A 21,271-nucleotide genomic window follows, 5' to 3' on the forward strand; every position below is an offset into this window, starting at 1 on the left:
GGGGGCGGGGACGGTGGGGGAGTGGGTGGGGTGGGGGTGGGAATGCTGACGGGTGGGCCGGCGTTGGAGGTGGCGGACCTCCTGTGCCGGGTGGAAGACGCCCGTGGCAGACTGGTCAATCGGCCACCGGTTCCGGTTCACGCCCGAGCCCGTCGTGACGACGGGGAGCACCGACGGCGACCCGGCGACCACCGACGAAAGGACCGAGGCGACATGAAGCCCAACATCCACCCGGAGTACGTGACCACCGAGGTCCGCTGCTCCTGCGGCAACACGTTCACGACCCGCAGCACCGCCAAGGGCGGCGCCATCAGCGTCGAGACCTGCAGCGCCTGCCACCCGTTCTACACCGGTAAGCAGCGCGTGCTGGACACCGCCGGCCGGGTCGCGAAGTTCCAGCAGAAGTACGCCAAGGTTCAGGCCAAGAAGGCCAAGTAGCTCCGTCGACGACGCCCGTGCCCGGCTCCTGCCGGGCACGGGCGTTCGTCCGTTTGTGCCGGTTCCACCTCCAAGGAGCATCCGCAGCATGAGCAGTGAGCGTCTGGCCGCCCTCCTCGACGAGTACGCCGAGCTGGAGCGGCGGCTGGCCGACCCGGCCATCCACGCCGACCAGGGCACCGCCCGGCGGGTCGGCCGTCGGTACGCCGAGCTGGTCCCGCTGCACAAGGCGGCCGGTGAGCTGGAGCAGGCCCGCGCCGACCTGGCCGCGGCCCGTGAGCTGGCTGCCGAGGACCCGACGTTCGGCGCCGAGGCGGACGCCATCGCGGCCTCGCTGCCGGCGCTGGAGGAGCGGCTCGCGGAACTGCTCATCCCGCGCGATCCGCACGACGCCAAGGACGTCATCGTCGAGATCAAGGCCGGCGAGGGCGGCGAGGAGTCCGCACTGTTCGCCGGTGACCTGCTGCGGATGTACACCAGGTACGCCGAGCGGCACGGCTGGGCCACCGAGGTGATCGACGCGCAGGACTCCGACCTGGGCGGCGTGAAGGACGTCTCGCTGGCGATCAAGAGCAAGGGCGTACCGGAGGGCGGCAACGGCGTCTGGTCCCGGCTCAAGTGGGAGGGCGGCGTGCACCGGGTGCAGCGCGTCCCGGTCACCGAGTCGCAGGGCCGCATCCACACCAGCGCCGCCGGTGTGCTGGTGCTGCCCGAGGCGGAGGACGTCGACGTCACCATCGACCCGAACGAGCTGCGTATCGACGTGTTCCGCTCGTCCGGCCCCGGTGGGCAGTCGGTGAACACCACCGACTCGGCGGTCCGGATCACCCACGTGCCGACCGGCATCGTGGTCTCCTGCCAGAACGAGAAGTCGCAGCTGCAGAACCGGGAGCAGGCCATGCGCATCCTGCGCGCCCGGCTGCTCGCCGCCGCCCAGGAGCAGGCGGACGCGGCGGCCTCGGACGCCCGCAAGGCGCAGGTCCGCACCGTGGACCGGTCCGAGCGGATCCGCACCTACAACTTTCCGCAGAACCGGATCACCGACCACCGCATCGGCTACACGGCGTACAACCTGGACCTGGCGCTGGCCGGCGAGCTGGACGGGGTGCTCGACGCGCTGACCGAGGCGGACCGCGCGGCCCGGCTGGCCGGCGAGACCGAGCTGTCCCGCCGCTGACCGCTGGGGGTGTTGAGCGGGGGCCCTTCCTCTACCGGATGCGTTAACAGGGGGCCCTTCCTTACCGCTCAGCTTGCCCGCAACCGCGCCTTGGCCCGCAGCATCTCCCGGTCGGCCAGCTCGAACGCGGTGCCGAGCGCCTCCCGGACGCTCACCGTGGTGCTGCCGTCGACCTCGGCGAAGCCGATGGTCACCCCGACCGGCGTGCCGGGGACCAGCGACTCCCAGTCCTCGGTGCGGACGGCCGCCTCGATCCGGCGGGCCACCTCGACCGCCTCCGGCATGCCGGTGTCGGGCAGCACCACGACGAACTCGTCGCCGCCGTAGCGGGCCACGAAGTCGCCCCGCCGCATCACCCGGTTGATCACGCCGGCGACCCGTTGCAGCACCAGGTCACCGGAGTGGTGGCCGTGGCGGGTGTTCACCGCCTTGAACCCGTCGAGGTCGCAGACGCCGATCACCACCCGCTCGCCCCGGGACACCACGGCGCCCAGGTAGCGCTCCAGCCGGCGCCGGTTGGGCAGGCCGGTGAGCGGGTCGGTGAGCGCCTCGCCCTCGTACCGGGCCGCCTCGCGGCGCATCTCCTCGTGGTCGATCCGGGCGGCGATGCCGTCGATGTAGACGTCCCGTAGCCGATCGCTGCGCCGCGCCGCCAGCCGGAACGCGTGCCGGTCGGCCCGGTGCGCGCCCGCGTGGTCGCCGGCCCGTGCGAGCGCGATGCTGCGCAGCCGGGGCGGCTCGGCCGCGCCGAGCGTCTCGTCGGAGACCCGCAGCGCGTCCAGCCGGGTGACCGCCTCGATCGGGCGGCCGGCCGCCACCGCCAGGCAGACCTGGCCGAGCTGGCGCAGGTCGCGGGCGCGTGCGCTGTCCCCGCCGTGGCCGAGCAGCCGGTTCGGGTCGGCGTCTCCGGCGGACTCCACCCGGTCGCCGAGCGCGGCCCGGCGGGCGGCGGCGTAGCCGTACGCGGCCAGGCTGCTCGGCCGCAGGTTGCCGGCCCGCCCGCCGCGCAGGAATCGGGCCAGGTCACCGGCGACGTCGCGCAGCACCCGCAGGCAGCCGTCGCTGTCGCCGTTGTGGTCGAGCGCGACCGCGTTGCGCAGCCGGATGCCGGGCGCGGCGAACGTCTCCTCGGGGATGCCGACGCTGAGCCCGACCTCCCGGGCCCGCTCGATCGCGCCGAGCGCGTGACCGTGGAAGCTGAGGTACGAGTACGCCATCGCCAGGTCGTGCCAGCCCCAGGCGGTGTCCCGGTCTGGGTCGTCGTCGGCGCCGAGCGCGCGGGCGGCCCGGACCAGGTGCATCACGCAGCGGTCCAGCGCGCCCTGATGGTGGGCGGCGAGCGCGGCCAGCGCGTTGAGGTGCCCGTGCAGGTAGGGCTCGGCCAGGTCGCGGACGGCGGCGGAGGCGTCCTCGACGGCCCTGGTGAACTCGGCGGTGCGGCCGAGGTTGATCAGCGCGGACAGGCGTTGCACGAGCGCGTCGGCGCGGGCGTACGGGTCGTCTGTGGTGCGGATGACGCGGTCGAGCAGGGCGCACGCCTCCGCGGACCGGCTGGCCTCCTGGAGGGACCGAGCGCGGCGGAGAGCGTCAACCTGGTCCTCGACCTGGTCGAGCCAGCCCACTCGCGACCTCCCTGCGGTGTGCGCCCGGACGCACCCGCTCGTGAGGTGAGCCGCGACGCCTCATGATTATTGCGTGACCGCACTCCCGCAACACCCGTCCGAAGGGACAGAACGCGAACGGCCCTCGCTGGTGATCAACCGGGTGGCGCGTGCGCTCGCCGCGGCGGGCGTCGAGGCGCCCCGCGCCGAGGCCGAGCAACTCGCCGCGTACGTGCTCGACGTGCCGCGGGGCCGGCTGGCGCTCGCCGACGGTTTCACCCCGGCGCAGCGTGACCGCCTCGACGAGCTGGTCGGGCGGCGGGTGACCCGCGAGCCGTTGCAGCACCTGCTCGGCTCGGCCGGTTTCCGCCATCTGGAACTGGCGGTCGGGCCGGGCGTCTTCGTGCCCCGGCCGGAGACCGAACTGCTGGCCGGCTGGGGGATCGAGCGGGCCCGGGAGCACGCCGCGCCGCTCGTTGTCGACCTGTGCAGCGGTTCCGGCGCGATCGCTCTCGCCGTCGCGCAGGAGGTGCCCACGGCGCGGGTGGTGGCGGTGGAGCGGTCCCCGGCCGCGCTGGCGTGGCTGCGGCGCAACGCGGCGGACCGGGCCGCCGCCGGGGACCGGCCGGTCGAGGTGGTGTCCGCCGACGTGACCGACCCGGAGCTGCTGGCCGGCCTGGCCGGGCGGGTCGACGTGCTGCTCTGCAACCCGCCGTACGTGCCGAGGTCGGTGCCGGTGCCGCCGGAGGTGGCCGGGCACGACCCGGACGAGGCGGTGTTCGGCGGCGCGGACGGGCTGGACGTGATCCGGCCGGTGGTCGGCCGGGCCGCCGCGTTGCTGCGCCCGGGCGGCGCGATCGGTATCGAGCACGACGACACGCACGCCGCGGCGGTGCCCGCGCTGCTGCGCGGCGACGGCCGCTACGACCGGGTCGAGGAGCACCGGGACCTCGCCGGGCGGCCGCGCTGGGCGAGCGCGTCCCGGCGGGCGGACGGCACCCACGCCGAGCCCGCCCGGGCGTGGCAGACTGACTCCTCGTGATGCTCTACGACTGTCGGTCGCCCGCCGACCGGGACCGCGGCATCGCCGCTGCCATCGAGGCGGTCAAGAACGGGGAACTCGTCGTCCTGCCGACCGACACGGTCTACGGCATCGGGGCGGACGCGTTCACCCCGTACGCGGTGAAGGCCCTGGCGGACACCAAGGGCGGTGCCCGGCAGGCGCCCCCGGTGCTCATCGGTTCCCGGCACACGCTCGACGGCCTGGTCTTCTCGCTGCCCGGCGCGGCCCGCGACCTGGTCGAGGCGTTCTGGCCCGGCGCGTTGACCATCGTGGTGGAGCACTCGCCGAGCCTGGCGTGGGACCTGGGCGACAACGGCGGCACGGTGGCGGTGCGGATGCCACTGCACCCGGTCGCGCTGGAGGTGCTGCGGGAGACCGGGCCGATGGCCGTCGCGTCGGCCAACAAGGTCGGCCAGCCCGCCGCGCTCACCGCCGAGGAGGCGCGTGACCAGCTCGGCTACGGCGTCCGGGCGTACCTGGAGGCCGGGCCGGCGGTGGACCCGGTGCCGAGCACCATCGTCGACCTGACCGGCGACGTGCCGCGGGTGCTGCGCGAGGGCGCGGTGACGCTGGCGAAGCTGCGCGAGGTCGTGCCGGACATCCTCGACGAGCGGGGGGTCTGAGTGCCGCCCTTCACCGTCCTGCACGTCTGCATGGGCAACATCTGCCGGTCGCCGATGGCCGAGCGGCTGCTGCTGCTCGCGGTCCGGGAGCGGCTGGTCCGTCTCGACGTCGACCCGGCCGGGTCGGACGCGCTCGTGCACAGCCACAGCGCCGGCACCGGCGGCTGGCACGCGGGGGAGGAGATGAACCCGCCCGCCGCCCGGCAGGTGATCTCGCGCGGCGGTGACACCGAGGGGTTCGCCGCCCGGCGGCTGCGCTCCGACCTGATCGACGCCGCCGACCTGGTGCTCACGGCCACCGCCGACCAGCAGGAGTACGTGGTGGCGCTGCGGCCGGACGCCGCCGCGCGTACGTTCGTGCTCGGTGAGTTCGGCCGCCTGCTCGGCGGGCTGGACCGGTCCGCCCTGCCGCCGGCCGAGCCGACGCCGGACGCCGTGTACGCCCGCGGCACCGCGCTCGTCGCGGCCGTCGACGCGGCGCGGCAGAACGCCTCCGCGCTGCCCACCGACGACCTGGACGACCCGTGGGGCCGGGGCGACCAGTGCTTCAGCCGGGTCGCCGACGAGATCGAGGAGACCGTGCAGCCCCTGGCTGCCGTCCTGCTCCCCTGATCGCGGTTCATCCTTCCTCGCGAACTTCCTGCGCATTTCGCGGAAGATGGCGGCGAAAGCGGCCAATCCGGTCATTCTGAACGGGTCCGTACGGCCGGCTCCTGCGGGGAGAGCTGATGAACCGGGCCTATCTCGACAAGCTGTTCACCGTTGTGCTCGCCGGCGTGCTCGCCGGACTGGCCCTGGCCGCAGCCGCGCTGCCGGCCGCGCTGGTCTTCGGGCTGGGCGTGAAGAACCTGATGCCGTACACCGCGTTGCCGGAGGCGCTCAAGACGCCGCAGCCGGCACAGCGGTCCAACCTGTACGCGAACGACGGGCGGACGCTCATCACCTCGTTCTACGTCGAGGACCGGGTGGACGTGCCGGTCGGCGAGGTGGCGCCGGTGATGCGCGACGCCATCGTGGCCGCCGAGGACGTGCGCTTCTACGAGCACCACGGCGTCGACGTGCGCGGCGTGGCGCGGGCGTTCACGGCCAACCGCCGCGAGGGCACCCGCCAGGGTGCCTCCACGCTGACCATGCAGTACGTGCGCAACGCGCTCGCCGGTGACACCCGGCTGACCGAGGAGCAGCGCGCCGCCGCCACCGAGATCACCGTCGGGCGAAAGATCCGCGAGATGCGGTACGCGCTGACGCTGGAACGGCAGGTCGGCAAGGACGAGATCCTCGGGCGCTACCTGAACATCGCGTACTTCGGCGCCGGTGCGTACGGCATCGCCGCGGCCAGCAAGCGCTACTTCTCCACCACCCCGGAGCGGCTCACGCTGGCCCAGGCCGCGCTGCTCGCCGGGCTGGTCCGGTCCCCGGCCGACGACCCGATCAACGGCGACGCGGAGGCGGCCCGGCAACGGCGGGCGTACGTGCTGGACCGGATGGTGGAGACCGGCCGGGTGAGCGCGCCGGACGCCGAGGCGGCGAAGGCCACCGAGCTGGCCCTCAAACCCAACACCACGCCGAACGACTGCGCGGCGGTGCCCGCCGACCACAACGACTGGGGCTTCTTCTGCGACTGGTTCACCCAGTGGTGGAACGCCCAGCCGGCGTTCGGCGAGAACGTGGACGAGCGGCAGCGGACGCTGCGCCGGGGCGGCTGGAAGATCGTGTCCTCGCTCGACCCGGACGTGCAGGCCAAGGCCAGCGAGCAGGTGCGGGCGATCTACCCGGAGACGATCGCGCGGGCGGCGCCGACAGCCGTGGTGCAGCCGGGCACCGGCCGGGTGCTGGCGATGGCGGTGAACCGCACCTACGGCACGGCCGCGAACCCGGACGGGCAGCAGAACTACCCGAACACGGTCAACCAGCTCGTGGCCGGCGGTGGCGGCATCACCGGCTACCAGGCGGGCTCCACGTTCAAGCTGTTCGCGCTGCTGGCCGCGCTGGAGTCGGGGCTGCCGCTGGACACCGAGTTCGACGCGCCGCGCGTCTACGTGACGCAGTACCCGGTCGGTGCCGGCCCGGCGAGCTGCGGCGGCCGGTGGTGCCCGGAGAACGCGAACACCTACTGGATGGACGGCGACCGGGACATGTGGGACGCGTTCGGGCGGTCGGTGAACACGTACTTCGCGTGGCTGACCGAGCGCGTCGGCGCGGACCGGGTGGTCGAGATGGCCCAGCGGCTGGGCATCGTGTTTCGTGCCCCGGCCGACGCCGAGATGGCCCGCGAGGGCGCCAGGAGCTGGGGACCGTTCACGCTCGGGGTCTCCGCCACCACGCCGCTGGACCTGGCCGGCGCGTACGCCGCGGTGGCCGCCGAGGGCACCTGGTGCCGGCCCACGCCGGTCGCCTCGATCACCGACCCGGCCGGCCGGAAGGTGGCGGCCGGCAACACCGACTGCCGGCAGGTGCTCGACACCGAGGTCGCCCGCGCGGCGGCGGACGCCAGCCGCTGCCCGGTCGGCGACCAGTCGATGTACCGGCGCTGCGACGGCGGTACGGCCGAGGAACTGGCCCCCGGTCTGCGCCGGCCGGTGGCGGGCAAGACCGGCAGCTCGGAGCGGAACGCCACCGAGACGGTCGTCGCGTTCACCCCGCAGCTGTCGGTGGCGACGATCGCGGCGAACCCGGACGACCCCCGGGACGCGGTCGGCGGCGGCGTGCAGAAGCGGCAGATCGCCGCCGTGGGCCGCATCCTGGCGTGGTCGCTGCGCGACGAGCCGGTACGCGACTTCGTGCCGCCCGGCCAGGCGGTGGCCTTCCAGCACACCAGCCCGCGCACCGGCAATTGAGAGTCAGCTCGTCGACCTGCCGTACCGCGCGACAGTGGTCCGGACGGCTTCGTCCACCACCGCTGTCGTGCGGTCGGGAGTGACCGTCCAGTCCGGGAGGACCAGGCGCGGCCAGAACAGGTAGTTGGAGATCATCCCGAGGAACTGCGTAGCTGCCATCTCGGGGTCGTCGATGTCCGCGGCTCCCGCCTCGTGCTCGGCCACGAGGTAGGTCCGCACGGACTCGAAGTACGGCAGTTTGCCCTGGGAGAAATGCGCTCGGGCCAGCTCGGGAAAGCGTGGCAGTTCGGCGATCACGATGCGGAACAGGTCGCTCATCTCCGGCCGGCTCAACAGCGTCGCGTAGTGCTGCCCGAGAACCGTCAGGCCGGCTGTCAGGTCACCGGCGGGCGGCACGTCGGCGACGTCGTCGCGGGCCCACGAGTCGATGACGATGGCATCGAACAGCGCCGCCTTCGTCGGGAACTGCTTGAACAGCGTCGCTTTCGACACGCCGGCACTCTCGGCGATACGCGCCAGTGACGCGCGGTCGTAGCCCGACTCCAGGAAGAGCTCGGTGGCGGCCTGCACGATCAGCGCGCGCTTCTCCTCCGCCACGCGCTGGTGATAGGCCGACGGCGCTGGGGTCATGCGCCCATCATAGCGAGGTAAGTGGGTTGACTCACCATCGACGGGAGCGTAGCTTCGGGTGGTGAGTCGCTCGACTCACCACCCGGTCCCGGGTGGTCGTCGTACGTATCGGAGGATCCGATGTCCCGCTTCGCCGATCAGACAGTTCTCGTCACCGGAGGCAGCGGTGGGCAGGGGGCCAGCCACGTCCGCGCCCTGCACGCCGAAGGCGCCAATGTCGTCATCGGTGGCGTCGACGCCGAGCGTGGCGCCGGCCTCGCCGCCGAGCTGGAGCACCGGGCCCTCTCCGTCCGCCTGGACGTCACCCGGGAGGAGTCGTGGGCGGCCGCCGTCGCGGAGACCGAGAGGGCATTCGGTGCGCTCACGATCCTGGTCAACAACGCCGGGGTGCAGAACCCGCCGGCCCTCATCGAGTCCACCGACCGGGCCACGTGGTCCCGCATCCTCGACGTCAACCTCACCGGCACGTTCCTCGGCATCAAGGCAGCCGCCCCGGCGCTGCGGCGCGCGGGGGGAGGAACGATCGTCAACATCGGCTCCACCATGGGCATCGGCGGCACCGCCCTCTACGCGCCGTACGTGGCCGGCAAGTGGGCGGTTCGAGGGCTCACCCGGACCGCCGCCCTCGAACTGGGTCGCGACAACATCCGCGTCAACGCGATCCACCCCGGCGTGGTCGCCACCCCGTTCATCACCGAGCCGGCAGCCGGCAGCGACGCCCCGATCGCCGACTTCTACTCGCCCGAGCCGTTCGCCGTCCCGCGACTCGGGCAGCCCGCCGACATCACCGCGCTGCTGATGTTCCTCGTGTCGCCGGAGGCGGCCTTCATCACCGGCGCCGAGTACGTCATCGACGGAGGGCTGCTCCTCGGCCCCGCACTGAAGAACGGCTCTCCGGCCTAACCGGCCGGGTGTTCGGCGCCCTTGGCGATGTTGCGGGCCATGCCGCCGAAGACGACGGCGTGGAACGGGGCCACCGAGGCCCAGTAGAGGTGGCCGGGCAGGCCGCGCGGGAGGAACACGGCACGCTGGACGTACCTGCTGCGGCCGTCCCCGTCCGGCTCGGCGCGCATCTCCAGCCAGGCCCGCCCGGGCAGCCGCATCTCGGCGCGCAGCCGCAGCAGCTCACCCGGGACGATCTCCTCGACCCGCCAGAAGTCCAGCGCCTCGCCGACCTGCAGCCGGTGCGGGTCGCGCCGGCCGCGGCGCAGCCCGACGCCGCCGACCAGCCGGTCCATCCAGCCGCGCACCGACCAGGCCAGCGGGAACGAGTACCAGCCGTGCTCGCCGCCGACGCCCTCGATGACCCGCCACAGCGCCGACGGCGGCGCGTCCACCGTCCGCTCCCGCAGATCGGTGTACGCGGTGCCGCCGGACCAGTGCGGGTCCGACGGCAACGGCTCGGCGGGTGCGTCCGGCCCGCTCGCGTTCGACCAGCGCGTCTCCACCTCCGCGTCCCGCACCTTCGTCAGCGCCAGCGCGACCGCCTGGTCGAAGCCGATCAGCCCGTCCGGCGGGTCCGGCACGTACCGGGCGATGTCGTGCTCGTGCGCCACCGCCTCGTGCACCAGGCTCTCCACGAGCGGCCGGGCGATCGCGTTCGGCACCGGCGTGATCAGGCCGACCCAGTGCGAGGAGAGCGACGGGGTGAGCGGGCGGACCGGCAGGATGAGCCGGCGCCGCAGCCCGGCCACCCGGGCGTACCGCTGCATCATCTCGGCGAACGTCAGCACGTCCGGGCCGCCGATGTCGAAGGCCCGGTTCACGTCGGCCGGCAGGTGGGCGCAGCCGGCCAGGTAGCGCAGCACGTCCCGGACCGCGATCGGCTGGATCCGGTTGCGCACCCAGCGCGGGGTGACCATCGCCGGGAGCCGCTCGGTCAGGTAGCGCAGCATCTCGAACGAGGCCGAGCCGGACCCGATGATCACCGCGGCGCGCAGCACCGCCGTGGGCACGCCGCTGTCCAGCAGGATCCGTGCGACCTCCGCCCGGGAGCGCAGGTGCGCCGAGGGCAGGCCCTCGCGCTCCGCCGGCTGCGGCCCGCCGAGATACACGATCCGGCGTACGCCCGCGGCGCGCGCCGCCTCGGCGAAGTTCGTCGCCGCCTCTCGGTCGGCCGCCTCGAACCCGCGCTGGCCCAACGAGTGGACCAGGTAGTACGCCACCTCCACGCCCTCGAACGCGGCCGGCAGCGTCTCCGGCCGGCGCAGGTCACCCTCGACGATCTCCGCCTGGGCCGCCCACGGCACGTCCCGCAGCCGCCCGGCGGTCCGGGCCAGGCAGCGTACGGTGTGCCCCTCGGTCAGCAGCCGGGGCGCGAGGCGTCCGCCGATGTAGCCGGTAGCACCGGTGACGAGGCATCTCACGGCCTCCAGTGTGCGGCTCCGTAGACTCCTTCGCTGTGGAGAACGCGAGGGACACCTTCTGGGGACCGGACTTCCAGCAGCTCAGCACCGTCGACCCGGAGATCGCCGAGGTGGTGCTGGGTGAGCTGGACCGGCTGCGCGGCGGCCTGCAACTGATCGCCAGCGAGAACCTGACCTCGCCCGCGGTGCTGGCCGCGCTGGGCTCCACGCTCACGAACAAGTACGCCGAGGGCTACCCGGGGCGGCGCTACTACGGCGGCTGCGCCGAGGTGGACCGGGCCGAGGAGCTGGCCGTGTCCCGGGCGAAGGAGCTGTTCGGCGCCGAGCACGCGAACGTGCAGCCTCACTCCGGGGCGAGCGCCAACCTGGCCGCGTACGCCGCCCTGGTGCAGCCGGGCGACACGGTGCTGGCCATGGACCTGCCGCACGGCGGGCACCTGACCCACGGCAGCCGGGTGAACTTCTCCGGCAAGTGGTTCCACCCGGTCGGGTACACCGTCCGGCGGGACACCGGGACGATCGACTACGACGAGGTACGCGACCTGGCCCGCGCGCACCGGCCGAAGATGATCATCTGCGGCGCGACCGCGTACCCGCGCCTGATCGACTTCGCCCGCTTCCGGGAGATCGCCGACGAGGTCGACGCGTACCTGATGGTGGACGCCGCCCACTTCATCGGCCTGGTCGCAGGCGGCGCGATCCCGTCCCCGGTGCCCTACGCCGACGTGGTCACCGCGACCACCCACAAGGTGCTGCGCGGTCCGCGCGGCGGCATGATCCTCTGCCGGGAGCCGCTCGCGGCCCGGATCGACAAGGCGGTCTTCCCGTTCACCCAGGGCGGCCCGCTGATGCACGCCGTCGCGGCCAAGGCGGTCGCGTTGCGCGAGGCCGCGCAGCCGGAGTTCCGCACGTACGCCGCCCAGGTGGTCACAAACGCCCGCGCGCTCGCCGACGGGCTGGCCGCGGAGGGGCTGCCGCCGGTCTCCGGCGGCACCGACACCCACCTGGCCCTGCTCGACCTGCGCGAGACCGGCGTGACCGGCGCCCAGGCCGAGGCCCGCTGCGACGCCGCCGGCATCACGCTAAACAAGAACGCGATCCCGTACGACCCGCAGCCGCCCGCCGTGGCCTCCGGCATCCGGGTGGGCTCGCCGAGCGTCACCACCCAGGGCATGCGCGAGGGGGAGATGCGCCGGATCGCCGCGCTGATCGGGCGGGCGGTGCGCACCGATCCGGAGTCTCCCGGTGGCGGCGACGAGCTGACCCGGATCGCCGCCGACGTGACCGAGCTGGTCACCGAGTTCCCGGCGTACCCCCGTGGCTGAGCCCGGGACGCACGCGGCGGAGGCGGCCGCGGACCGCGGCTGGCGACTGCGCCACCTGCCGGTGCTGCTGGCGGCGGTGGCGGTGCTCGCCGCTGCCGCGGCGGTGGCCGGCGGGGTGTGGCGCGGCGCGGACGGCGCGCTCGGCGCGGCGGCCGGGGTGGCCGTCACGGCTGCCAGCTACACGCTCACCACAGTGGTTCTGGCCTGGGCGGACTCCAAGGACCCGCAGCTCGTGCTGCCGTTCGGCCTGGGCCTGTACGTCGCCAAGATCACCGCGCTCGGCGGCGTGATGGTGCTGGTGGCGTCGACCGGCTGGCCGGGACTGATCCCGTTCGCGCTCGGCATCGCCGCGGGTGTCGTGGTGTGGACCGGTGTGCACGTCTGGTGGCTCACAACCGTCCATGCCCGACGGATGTCGCGCTGAGGCGTCCCACCCTTCGGGCGACGCGCCGTTCTGTCCGCGATCGGTCATTCTCTCAGTGGCGGGGGAGGAGTACCGTGCCTCCAGACGACTTCGCCCGCCCGTGTCCCACACAACCAGGTTGTGCGGGGGGTGAGGCACAGCCTCTTCTGCTCGACTGATATCGTTCGCCCCGTCATGGCCGGTGACCAGAAACCCCCCAGCACTGGCGGCCCGGGCGACGTTCCGTCCGGTGCCGGTCAGGGTTGGACCGCGCTCTCATACCTCATCGGGGGCATGCTCGTCTGGGGTTTCATCGGCTGGCTGGTCGACCGTTGGCTCGATACCGGCGGCGTCGCCACCGGTATCGGGGTCGTGCTCGGCATGGCCGGGGGGATCATCCTGGTCGTCCGCCGACTGGGCACGCCTACTTAGGAAGGGACGCGGTGTTCGGACAGGCGAACGTCCTGGCTCAGGGCCAGGCGGAATTCCCACCCAGTGTGGGGGACTTCTACCTGCCCAGCATCCTGCCCTGGGGTGCGGAGAACTCGTACTGGTTCACCAAGATCACGGCGATGGTGTGGATCGCCGTCGGCGTGCTGATCATCTTCTTCCTGGCCAGCTACCGGAACCCGCAGCTGGTCCCCACCAAGAAGCAGTGGTTCGCCGAGTCCATCTACGGCTTCGTGCGCAACAACATCGCGGTGGACATGATCGGGCACGCGGGGGTGCGGTTCGCGCCGTACTTCACCACGCTCTTCTGCTTCGTCCTGCTGACGAACTTCTTCGCGATCGTGCCGTTCTTCCAGATCTCGCCGAACTCGCACATCGCGTTCCCGGCCATCCTCGCCGTGATCAGCTACGTGCTGTTCAACTGGGTCGGCATCCGGCACCACGGCTTCGTGAAGTACTTCAAGAACTCTCTGGTCCCGCCGGCGCCCTGGTACATCCTGCCGCTGCTGATCCCGATCGAGTTCTTCTCCACGTTCCTGGTCCGGCCGTTCTCGCTGGCCGTTCGTCTCTTCGCGAACATGTTCGCCGGCCACATGCTCCTGCTGGTCTTCACGCTCGGCGGGTTCGCCATGCTCAGCGCGAACGCCTGGCTGGCGCCGGTCTCGGTGCTGTCCTGGACGATGACGATCGCGCTGACCTTCCTCGAGTTCCTGGTGATCTGTCTGCAGGCGTACGTCTTCACGGTGCTGACCGCCAGCTACGTGCAGGGCGCCCTCGCCGACGAGCACTGATCCGATCTTTCGCACCAACCGTTGTCGTCCCGCGTGACCGTCACGCGTGATAACCAGGAGGAACCAACCAATGGACATCTACGCCGCGGTAGAGGGCAGCACCGCCGCCATCGGCTACGGTCTCGCGGCCATCGGCCCGGGCATCGGCGTGGGCCTGGTCTTCTCGGCCTACATCCAGTCGACCGCCCGCCAGCCGGAGTCGTCCCGGATGACCCTTCCGTACGTCTGGATCGGCTTCGCCGTCATCGAGGCGCTGGCGCTGCTGGGCATCGCCTTCGGCTTCATCTGGGCCGGCTGAACCAGCCCCTTTGACCGGGAGGTTTTCCCATGTACTTCCTCGCCGCTGAGGGTGGTGAGACGACCCACAACCCGATCATCCCGCTCTGGCAGGAGATCGTGGTCGGCCTGGTCGCCTTCGGTGTCCTCTGCTTCGTGCTGATGAAGTTCGTCTTCCCGCGCATGGAGCAGACGTTCCAGGCCCGGGTGGACGCGATCGAGGGCGGCATCAAGCGCGCCGAGGCCGCGCAGGCCGAGGCGAACCAGCTGCTCGAGCAGTACCGGGCCCAGCTCGCGGAGGCGCGTACCGACGCCGCCAAGATCCGTGACGACGCCCGTGCCGACGCCGAGGGCATCCGCCAGGACATCCTCGCCAAGGCGCGCGAGGAGTCCGACCGGATCATCGCCGCAGGCAAGGAGCAGCTCGCCGCGGAGCGGGCCACCATCGTGCGCGAGCTGCGCACCGAGGTCGGCACCATCGCGGTGGACCTGGCCAGCAAGATCGTCGGTGAGTCGCTCGCCGACGAGGCGCGTCGCAAGGGCACCGTCGACCGGTTCCTGAGCGGTCTCGAGAGCACGGGGGCCCGCTGATGCAGGCCGCCAGCCGGGAGTCGTACTCCGCCGGGGCCGAGCGCCTCGACGCGTACGCCCGCGGCGCGGAGCCGTCGGCGGTGGCCTCCACCGCCGACGACATCCTCTCCGTCGCCGCCCTGCTGCGGCGGGAGCCGCGGCTGCGCCGGGCGCTGTCCGACCCGGCGCGCTCGGGTGAGGACCGCACCGCTCTGCTCACCGGGATCCTGAGCGGCAAGGTCGGCGCGGACGCGCTCGACCTGCTGGCCACGCTGGTCTCCGGTCGCTGGTCGGCCCCGTCGGAGCTGCTCGACGGCGTCGAGCGGCTCGGCGTGGAGGCGCTCCTGGCGAGCGCCGACTCGACCGGCGAGCTGGGCGAGGTCGAGGACGAGCTGTTCCGCTTCGGGCAGGTCGTCTCCGGCTCCGGCGAGCTGTCCAACGCGCTCTCCGACCCGATGGCCACTGTCGAGCGGCGGGCCGAACTGGCCCGGCAGCTGCTCGCCGGCAAGGCCCGGCCGGTCACCGTCCGCCTCGTCGAGGCCGCGCTCGCCGGCTTCGGGGGGCGCTCCTTCACCGGTGCGCTCACCCGGCTGGTCGAGCTGGCCGCCGACCGGCGGGACCGTCAGGTCGCGTACGTGACAGTGGCGGCTCCGCTGAACGACGAGGAGGAGCGACGCCTCGGCGCCCGCCTCTCCCAGATGTACGGTCGGGAGGTGTCCGTCAAGCAGACGGTCGACCCCGACGTGCTCGGCGGAGTGCGCGTACGGGTCGGATCCGACCTGTACGACGGGACCGTCCTGCGCCGCCTCAACGAGACCCGCAACGCGCTCGCGAAGCGCTGACCAGCGTCTTAGCAGCCCTGATTCGACGCCATCGGACCGGTCGGTACTAGGTATCCCGGGCCCCTGATACTTAAGGAAGCAGAGGATGGCCGAGCTGACCATCTCGACGGAGGAGATCCGCGGCGCCCTGGAGCGCTACGTCTCCTCCTACACGGCCGACGTCTCCCGCGAGGAGGTCGGCACCGTCGCCGACGCCGGTGACGGCATCGCCCACGTCGAGGGTCTCCCCTCGACCATGACCAACGAGCTCCTGGAGTTCGAGGACGGCACGCTCGGCGTGGCGCTGAACCTCGACGTCCGGGAGATCGGTGTCGTCGTCCTCGGTGACTTCGGCGGGATCGAAGAGGGTCAGCGCGTCAAGCGCACCGGCCGGGTGCTCTCCGTGCCGGTCGGCGACGCCTTCCTCGGCCGCGTGGTCAACGCGCTGGGCGAGCCGATCGACGGCCTCGGCGACATCGCCAACGAGGGCTACCGCGAGCTGGAGCTCCAGGCCCCGAACGTGATGTCCCGCAAGTCGGTCGACGAGCCGCTCCAGACGGGCATCAAGGCCGTCGACGCGATGACCCCGATCGGCCGCGGCCAGCGCCAGCTGATCATCGGTGACCGCAAGACCGGCAAGACCACGGTCGCCCTGGACACCATCCTCAACCAGCGCGAGAACTGGCGCTCCGGCGACCCGAAGAAGCAGGTCCGCTGCATCTACGTCGCGATCGGCCAGAAGGCCTCCACCATCGCCTCCATCAAGGGGACGCTGGAGGAGGCGGGCGCGATGGAGTACACCACCATCGTCGCCTCCCCGGCCTCCGACCCGGCCGGCTTCAAGTACCTCGCCCCCTACACCGGCTCGTCCATCGGGCAGCACTGGATGTACGGCGGCAAGCACGTCCTGATCGTCTTCGACGACCTGAGCAAGCAGGCCGAGGCGTACCGCGCCGTGTCGCTGCTGCTGCGCCGCCCGCCGGGCCGCGAGGCCTACCCGGGTGACGTCTTCTACCTGCACTCGCGTCTGCTGGAGCGCTGCGCCAAGCTCTCCGACGAGCTGGGCGGCGGCTCGATGACCGGTCTGCCGATCATCGAGACCAAGGCGAACGACATCTCGGCGTTCATCCCGACCAACGTCATCTCCATCACCGACGGCCAGATCTTCCTCGAGACCGACCTGTTCAACCAGGGCGTCCGGCCGGCCATCAACGTCGGCACCTCGGTCTCCCGGGTCGGTGGCGCCGCGCAGGTGAAGCCGATGAAGAAGGTCGCCGGCTCGCTGCGGCTGAACCTGGCCCAGTTCCGCGAGCTGGAGGCGTTCGCCGCCTTCGCCTCCGACCTGGACCGGGCCTCCCGGGCCCAGCTGGACCGCGGTTCCCGCCTGGTCGAGCTGCTCAAGCAGCCGAACTACTCGCCGTACCCGGTGCAGGAGCAGGTCGTCTCCGTCTGGGCCGGCACCGAGGGCAAGCTGGACGACGTCCCGGTCGGCGAGGTCCGCCGCTTCGAGTCGGAGTTCCTCCAGTACCTCCGGCACAAGCACGAGGGCGTCCTGGCCGGGATCGCGGACAACAAGTGGGACGACGACATCATCTCCTCGCTCGACTCCGCGATCGCCGAGTTCAAGCAGGTCTTCCTGGGCAAGGAGGACGAGGTCCGGGTCAACGACGCGCCGGCCAAGCCGCTGGAGGGCGACCAGACCCGCGAGACGGTGACCCGCTTCCGCGACGGCACCACCGACCGCCCGGCCGAGAGCTGATCCGATGGCCGCCCAGGTACGCGTTCTCCGGCAGCGGATCCGTTCCGCCAAGGGGATGAAGAAGATCACCAAGGCGATGGAGCTCGTCGCGACGAGCCGCATCGCCAAGGCCCAGGCCAAGGTGGCGGCGTCGCTGCCGTACGCCGAGGCGATCACCGGCGTGCTGACGGCGCTGGCCTCGAACGCGCGGATCGACCACCCGCTGCTCACCCCGCGCGAGCGGGTGCGGCGGGCGGGCGTCCTGCTGGTCACCGCCGACCGGGGCCTGGCCGGTGGTTACAGCTCGAACGCGATCCGGACCGCCGAGTCGCTGATCGCCCGCCTGCGTGCCGACGGCAAGGAGCCCGTGCTCTACGTCATCGGCCGCAAGGGCGTGGCGTTCTACCGGTTCCGCAACCGGCAGATCGCCGCCAGCTGGACGGGCTTCTCCGAGCAGCCGTCGTTCGAGGACGCCCGCGAGGTCGGTGAGACGCTGATCAAGGCGTTCACCGCCGGCGCGGACGACACCGACAACGACGCCGGCGCCGACGGGATCCTCGGCGTGGACGAACTGCACATCGTCTACACCGAGTTCAAGTCCCTGATGACGCAGAACCCGGTGACCCGGATCGTCGGTCCGATGCAGGTCGAGGACCGGCCCCGGTCCGAGGGTCTGCTGCCGGCGTACGAGTTCGAGCCGGAGCCGGAGTCGCTGCTCGACGCCCTGCTGCCGAAGTACATCAACACGCGGATCTACGCGGCGTTGCTGGAGTCGGCGGCCAGTGAGTCGGCCGCCCGTCGGCGAGCGATGAAGAGCGCCACCGACAACGCCGAAGAGATGATCGAGAAGTACACGCGTGAGATGAACTCGGCCCGTCAGGCCGGCATCACCCAGGAGATCAGTGAGATCGTCGGCGGCGCGAACGCGCTGGCCGCGTCGGGAAGTGAAGTGTGATGACTGTATCCGCAGTTGAGACCAAGACGGCCACGGGTCGCGTGGTCCGGGTCATCGGCCCGGTCGTCGACGCCGAGTTCCCGCGCGACGGCATGCCGGAGCTGTTCAACGCCCTGCACGTCAACGTGACGCTCTCCGGCGGCGAGAAGACGCTGACCCTGGAGGTCGCCCAGCACCTGGGTGACAACCTGGTCCGCGCCATCTCGATGCAGCCGACCGACGGCCTGGTCCGCGGCACCGAGGTGCGCGACACCGGCGCGCCGATCAGCGTGCCGGTGGGCGACGCGGTCAAGGGCCACGTGTTCAACGCGATCGGCGAGTGCCTCAACCTCACCGAGGGCGAGACCATCCAGGCCGACGACCGGTGGGGCATCCACCGCAAGGCCCCGGCCTTCGCGGACCTGGAGCCGAAGACCGAGATGCTGGAGACCGGCATCAAGGTCATCGACCTGCTCGCCCCGTACGTCAAGGGCGGCAAGATCGGCCTGTTCGGCGGTGCCGGCGTGGGCAAGACGGTGCTCATCCAGGAGATGATCACCCGTGTGGCCCGGAACTTCGGTGGTACCTCGGTCTTCGCCGGCGTGGGTGAGCGCACCCGCGAGGGCAACGACCTCATCGCCGAGATGACCGAGTCGGGCGTCATCGACAAGACCGCGCTGGTCTACGGCCAGATGGACGAGCCGCCGGGCACCCGCCTGCGGGTCGCCCTGTCCGCGCTGACCATGGCGGAGTACTTCCGTGACGTGAAGAAGCAGGAGGTGCTGCTCTTCATCGACAACATCTTCCGCTTCACCCAGGCCGGTTCCGAGGTCTCCACGCTGCTCGGCCGTATGCCGAGCGCCGTGGGTTACCAGCCGACCCTGGCCGACGAGATGGGCGAGCTCCAGGAGCGGATCACCTCCGTCCGGGGCCAGGCCATCACCTCGATGCAGGCGATCTACGTGCCCGCCGACGACTACACCGACCCGGCGCCGGCCACCACGTTCGCCCACCTCGACGCGACCACCAACCTGGAGCGGTCGATCTCCGACAAGGGCATCTACCCGGCCGTGGACCCGCTGGCGTCCTCGTCCCGGATCCTCGCCCCGGAGTTCGTCGGCGAGGAGCACTTCGCCGTCGCCACCGAGGTGAAGCGGATCCTGCAGCGCTACAAGGACCTGCAGGACATCATCGCCATCCTCGGTATCGAGGAGCTCTCCGAGGAGGACAAGCTCACCGTCGGCCGCGCCCGCCGGATCGAGCGGTTCCTCTCGCAGAACACGTACGCGGCGGAGCAGTTCACCGGCGTGCCCGGCTCGACGGTCCCGATCGCCGAGACCATCGACGCCTTCCGCCGGATCAGCGAGGGGGAGTTCGACCACTTCCCGGAGCAGGCGTTCTTCATGTGCGGCGGCCTGGACGACCTTCGGGCCAAGGCCAAGGAGCTGATGGGCGAGGAGGGCTGAGAGCCCGCTCACAACCCACGAGGGCCGTCCCGGCGAAAGCCGGGGCGGCCTTCGCCTTTTCGGGCCACTCCACTACCAGATGCCCGGTTCTCCAGCAAAGCAGTTCGCCGGATCGCGCGGTACCGTTCCTGACACGACTTCACATCCTGGCCGTTGATCTCTGCAACCAAACGGACCCCCGTGCCCGTCTTCCTACCCGTGGGCGCGACGATTGGAGATGCTCGTGGGTGACAAGGGCGGCGCGGATCGCGGCAAGCGGTCCATGTGGCGCGGCGTGCCCCGGTGGGCCCGCGTCTGCACGATCCTGGGCATCGTCATGGTGGTGCTCAGCGGTTCCGTGCTGATCGGCTCCCGCGCCCTGGTCGCCCGCTACGAGGGATCGGTGGGCAAGGCCGACCTCTTCGGTGACCAGGCGGCCGGCGCCAACGAGAAGAAGAGCGACATCAAGGGCCCGCTCAACATCCTGCTCGTCGGTGTGGACCCCCGCACGTCGACCGCTCGCCCGCTCGCCGACTCGATCATGGTCCTGCACGTGCCCGCCACCATGGACCGCGGCTACCTCTTCTCGCTCCCACGTGACCTGCGGGTGGACATCCCGGCCTTCCCCAAGGCCGACTACGCGGGCGCCAACGACCGGCTCAACGCGGCCATGTCGCACGGCAGCAACGTGCCGGGGCAGAACCCCAGCACCGCACAGGGCTTCGAGCTGCTCGCCAAGACCGTGCAGGACGTCACCGGCATCAAGCGCTTCGACGCCGGCGCGATCATCAACTTCAGCGGCTTCAAGAAGATCGTCGACGCGATGGGCGGCGTCGACATGTACATCGAGCGGGAGGTGCGCTCCGAGCACCTCCAGCCGGACGGCACCCCACGCCAGCTCCGGCCCGGCGGCGGTGGCTACCTCGGGCCGCAGGCGGTGTACAAGAAGGGCAACGCCCACCTGGAGGGCTGGCAGGCGCTGGACTACGTCCGGCAGCGCTACCCGAAGAACGGCGTGCCCGACGGCGACTACGGCCGGCAGCGGCACCAGCAGCAGTTCGTCAAGGCGATGGCGAGCCAGGCGTTCAGCGCCGACGTGGTGACCAACCCGGTCAAGCTGGACCGGGTGCTGCGCGCGGCTGGCAAGTCGCTGGTGTTCAACGGACGCGGCAACAGCGTGGTGGACTTCGGGCTGGCCCTGAAGGACATCCGCCCGGACGCGATCGAGACCATCAAGCTGCCGGGCGGGGGGATCGGCACCGGCAGCAACTACCGGGGTGAGCAACTGCTCGAACCGGCGGAGGACTTCTTCACCGCCCTGCGTACCGAACAGCTCGACGCTTTCCTCCTGGAGCACCCCGACTTCGTCCAGAAGACCAAGTAGCCTGAGCGGGTGCGGGGCCGTGGTGGTCCGGCTCTCACCACCCGCGTTGGGTGGGCTGCGGGGGCGCGACTAGACTTTCGGCAATCCGCCGCCGCAGCAAGGAGACAGCGTGGCACAGCAGCTTCACGTCGAGCTCGTAGCCGTCGAGGAGAAGGTCTGGACCGGCGAGGCCGAGATGGTCGTCGCCCGGACGACCGAGGGTGAGCTCGGTGTGCTGCCAGGGCACGCACCGCTGCTCGGCCAGCTCGCCGAACCCAGCCAGGTACGTATCAAGCAGGCCGGCGGCCAGCAGGTCGCGTACGACGTGGCCGGCGGCTTCCTGTCGGTGACCGGTGAGGGCGTCACGGTACTCGCCGAGAGCGCAACCCCCGCCACCCCGGCCCGCTGAGCCGACCCGCC

22 protein-coding genes are annotated in these 21,271 nt (G+C 71.7%); 19 read left to right on the forward strand and 3 right to left on the reverse strand.

Going from position 1 to position 21,271, the window contains the following annotated elements:
- Window positions 1-213: 213 nt before the first annotated feature.
- Window positions 214-438 carry a 50S ribosomal protein L31 gene (rpmE, locus tag IRY44_RS12575; protein WP_013288272.1) on the forward strand — a complete coding sequence of 75 codons (225 nt, stop codon included), beginning with the start codon at window positions 214-216 and terminating at the stop codon, window positions 436-438.
- 88 nt (window positions 439-526) lie between these two features.
- Window positions 527-1,615: a peptide chain release factor 1 gene (prfA, locus tag IRY44_RS12580; protein ID WP_194800575.1), complete on the forward strand. Its 1,089-nt coding sequence runs from the start codon at window positions 527-529 to the stop codon at window positions 1,613-1,615.
- A 68-nt stretch (window positions 1,616-1,683) separates the two neighbouring features.
- On the opposite strand, the gene IRY44_RS12585 is transcribed toward prfA, so the two are convergent.
- Entirely contained in the window at window positions 1,684-3,237 is a 1,554-nt protein-coding gene (locus IRY44_RS12585; protein WP_194800576.1) for a diguanylate cyclase, read from the reverse strand.
- Between the two features lie 73 nt (window positions 3,238-3,310).
- Here IRY44_RS12585 and prmC point away from each other — a divergent pair, with 73 nt between their 5' ends.
- From prmC to IRY44_RS12605, 4 genes are all read left to right on the forward strand, one after another.
- Complete coding sequence (gene prmC / locus IRY44_RS12590) at window positions 3,311-4,258, forward strand: peptide chain release factor N(5)-glutamine methyltransferase (protein ID WP_194800577.1); 948 nt, start codon at window positions 3,311-3,313, stop codon at window positions 4,256-4,258.
- A complete protein-coding gene (locus IRY44_RS12595; protein WP_194800578.1) occupies window positions 4,258-4,902 on the forward strand; it encodes an L-threonylcarbamoyladenylate synthase in 645 nt (214 codons plus the stop codon). The genes prmC and IRY44_RS12595 overlap by 1 nt, the downstream gene beginning before the upstream one ends.
- On the forward strand, window positions 4,903-5,514 hold the full coding sequence (locus IRY44_RS12600; RefSeq protein WP_194800579.1) for a phosphotyrosine protein phosphatase: 612 nt from the start codon (window positions 4,903-4,905) through the stop codon (window positions 5,512-5,514).
- Window positions 5,515-5,630: 116 nt separating this feature from the next.
- Window positions 5,631-7,739, forward strand: coding sequence for a transglycosylase domain-containing protein (locus IRY44_RS12605; RefSeq protein WP_194800580.1), 2,109 nt, complete (start codon window positions 5,631-5,633; stop codon window positions 7,737-7,739).
- A gap of 3 nt (window positions 7,740-7,742) precedes the next feature.
- On the opposite strand, the gene IRY44_RS12610 is transcribed toward IRY44_RS12605, so the two are convergent.
- Complete coding sequence (locus IRY44_RS12610; protein WP_194800581.1) at window positions 7,743-8,369, reverse strand: TetR/AcrR family transcriptional regulator; 627 nt, start codon at window positions 8,367-8,369, stop codon at window positions 7,743-7,745.
- A 120-nt stretch (window positions 8,370-8,489) separates the two neighbouring features.
- Here IRY44_RS12610 and IRY44_RS12615 point away from each other — a divergent pair, with 120 nt between their 5' ends.
- A complete protein-coding gene (locus IRY44_RS12615) occupies window positions 8,490-9,272 on the forward strand; it encodes an SDR family NAD(P)-dependent oxidoreductase (RefSeq protein ID WP_194800582.1) in 783 nt (260 codons plus the stop codon).
- Here IRY44_RS12615 and IRY44_RS12620 read toward each other — a convergent pair.
- Entirely contained in the window at window positions 9,269-10,735 is a 1,467-nt protein-coding gene (locus IRY44_RS12620) for an SDR family oxidoreductase (RefSeq protein WP_194800583.1), read from the reverse strand. The genes IRY44_RS12615 and IRY44_RS12620 overlap by 4 nt on opposite strands.
- A gap of 35 nt (window positions 10,736-10,770) precedes the next feature.
- Here IRY44_RS12620 and glyA point away from each other — a divergent pair, with 35 nt between their 5' ends.
- The 12 genes from glyA (at window position 10,771) to IRY44_RS12680 (ending at window position 21,260) form a co-directional block, all read left to right on the forward strand.
- Entirely contained in the window at window positions 10,771-12,060 is a 1,290-nt protein-coding gene (glyA, locus tag IRY44_RS12625; RefSeq protein ID WP_194800584.1) for a serine hydroxymethyltransferase, read from the forward strand.
- The gene (locus IRY44_RS12630; RefSeq protein ID WP_194800585.1) at window positions 12,053-12,484 is read left to right on the forward strand and encodes a hypothetical protein; all 432 of its coding nucleotides are present in this window, start codon (window positions 12,053-12,055) and stop codon (window positions 12,482-12,484) included. Before glyA ends, IRY44_RS12630 begins: the two co-directional genes overlap by 8 nt.
- A gap of 174 nt (window positions 12,485-12,658) precedes the next feature.
- Window positions 12,659-12,895, forward strand: coding sequence for an AtpZ/AtpI family protein (locus IRY44_RS12635; protein ID WP_194800586.1), 237 nt, complete (start codon window positions 12,659-12,661; stop codon window positions 12,893-12,895).
- Window positions 12,896-12,906: 11 nt separating this feature from the next.
- Entirely contained in the window at window positions 12,907-13,704 is a 798-nt protein-coding gene (gene atpB / locus IRY44_RS12640; protein ID WP_194800587.1) for a F0F1 ATP synthase subunit A, read from the forward strand.
- 70 nt (window positions 13,705-13,774) lie between these two features.
- Complete coding sequence (locus tag IRY44_RS12645) at window positions 13,775-14,002, forward strand: ATP synthase F0 subunit C (protein ID WP_091422600.1); 228 nt, start codon at window positions 13,775-13,777, stop codon at window positions 14,000-14,002.
- Window positions 14,003-14,031: 29 nt separating this feature from the next.
- Entirely contained in the window at window positions 14,032-14,571 is a 540-nt protein-coding gene (locus IRY44_RS12650) for a F0F1 ATP synthase subunit B (protein WP_194800588.1), read from the forward strand.
- A complete protein-coding gene (locus IRY44_RS12655) occupies window positions 14,571-15,392 on the forward strand; it encodes a F0F1 ATP synthase subunit delta (RefSeq protein WP_194800589.1) in 822 nt (273 codons plus the stop codon). Before IRY44_RS12650 ends, IRY44_RS12655 begins: the two co-directional genes overlap by 1 nt.
- A gap of 85 nt (window positions 15,393-15,477) precedes the next feature.
- Window positions 15,478-17,130 (forward strand): F0F1 ATP synthase subunit alpha, encoded by a 1,653-nt coding sequence (atpA, locus tag IRY44_RS12660; RefSeq protein ID WP_194800590.1) that lies wholly within the window; start codon window positions 15,478-15,480, stop codon window positions 17,128-17,130.
- A 4-nt stretch (window positions 17,131-17,134) separates the two neighbouring features.
- Entirely contained in the window at window positions 17,135-18,064 is a 930-nt protein-coding gene (locus tag IRY44_RS12665) for a F0F1 ATP synthase subunit gamma (protein ID WP_194800591.1), read from the forward strand.
- On the forward strand, window positions 18,064-19,509 hold the full coding sequence (gene atpD / locus IRY44_RS12670) for a F0F1 ATP synthase subunit beta (protein WP_194800592.1): 1,446 nt from the start codon (window positions 18,064-18,066) through the stop codon (window positions 19,507-19,509). The genes IRY44_RS12665 and atpD overlap by 1 nt, the downstream gene beginning before the upstream one ends.
- Window positions 19,510-19,726: 217 nt before the next feature.
- Complete coding sequence (locus IRY44_RS12675) at window positions 19,727-20,872, forward strand: LCP family protein (RefSeq protein ID WP_194800593.1); 1,146 nt, start codon at window positions 19,727-19,729, stop codon at window positions 20,870-20,872.
- Between the two features lie 109 nt (window positions 20,873-20,981).
- Entirely contained in the window at window positions 20,982-21,260 is a 279-nt protein-coding gene (locus IRY44_RS12680; protein WP_047893558.1) for a F0F1 ATP synthase subunit epsilon, read from the forward strand.
- The last annotated feature ends 11 nt before the right edge of the window (window positions 21,261-21,271 follow it).

It is taken from the genome of Micromonospora sp. ANENR4 (genome assembly GCF_015354395.1).
In the GTDB taxonomy this organism is placed as follows: domain Bacteria; phylum Actinomycetota; class Actinomycetes; order Mycobacteriales; family Micromonosporaceae; genus Micromonospora; species Micromonospora aurantiaca.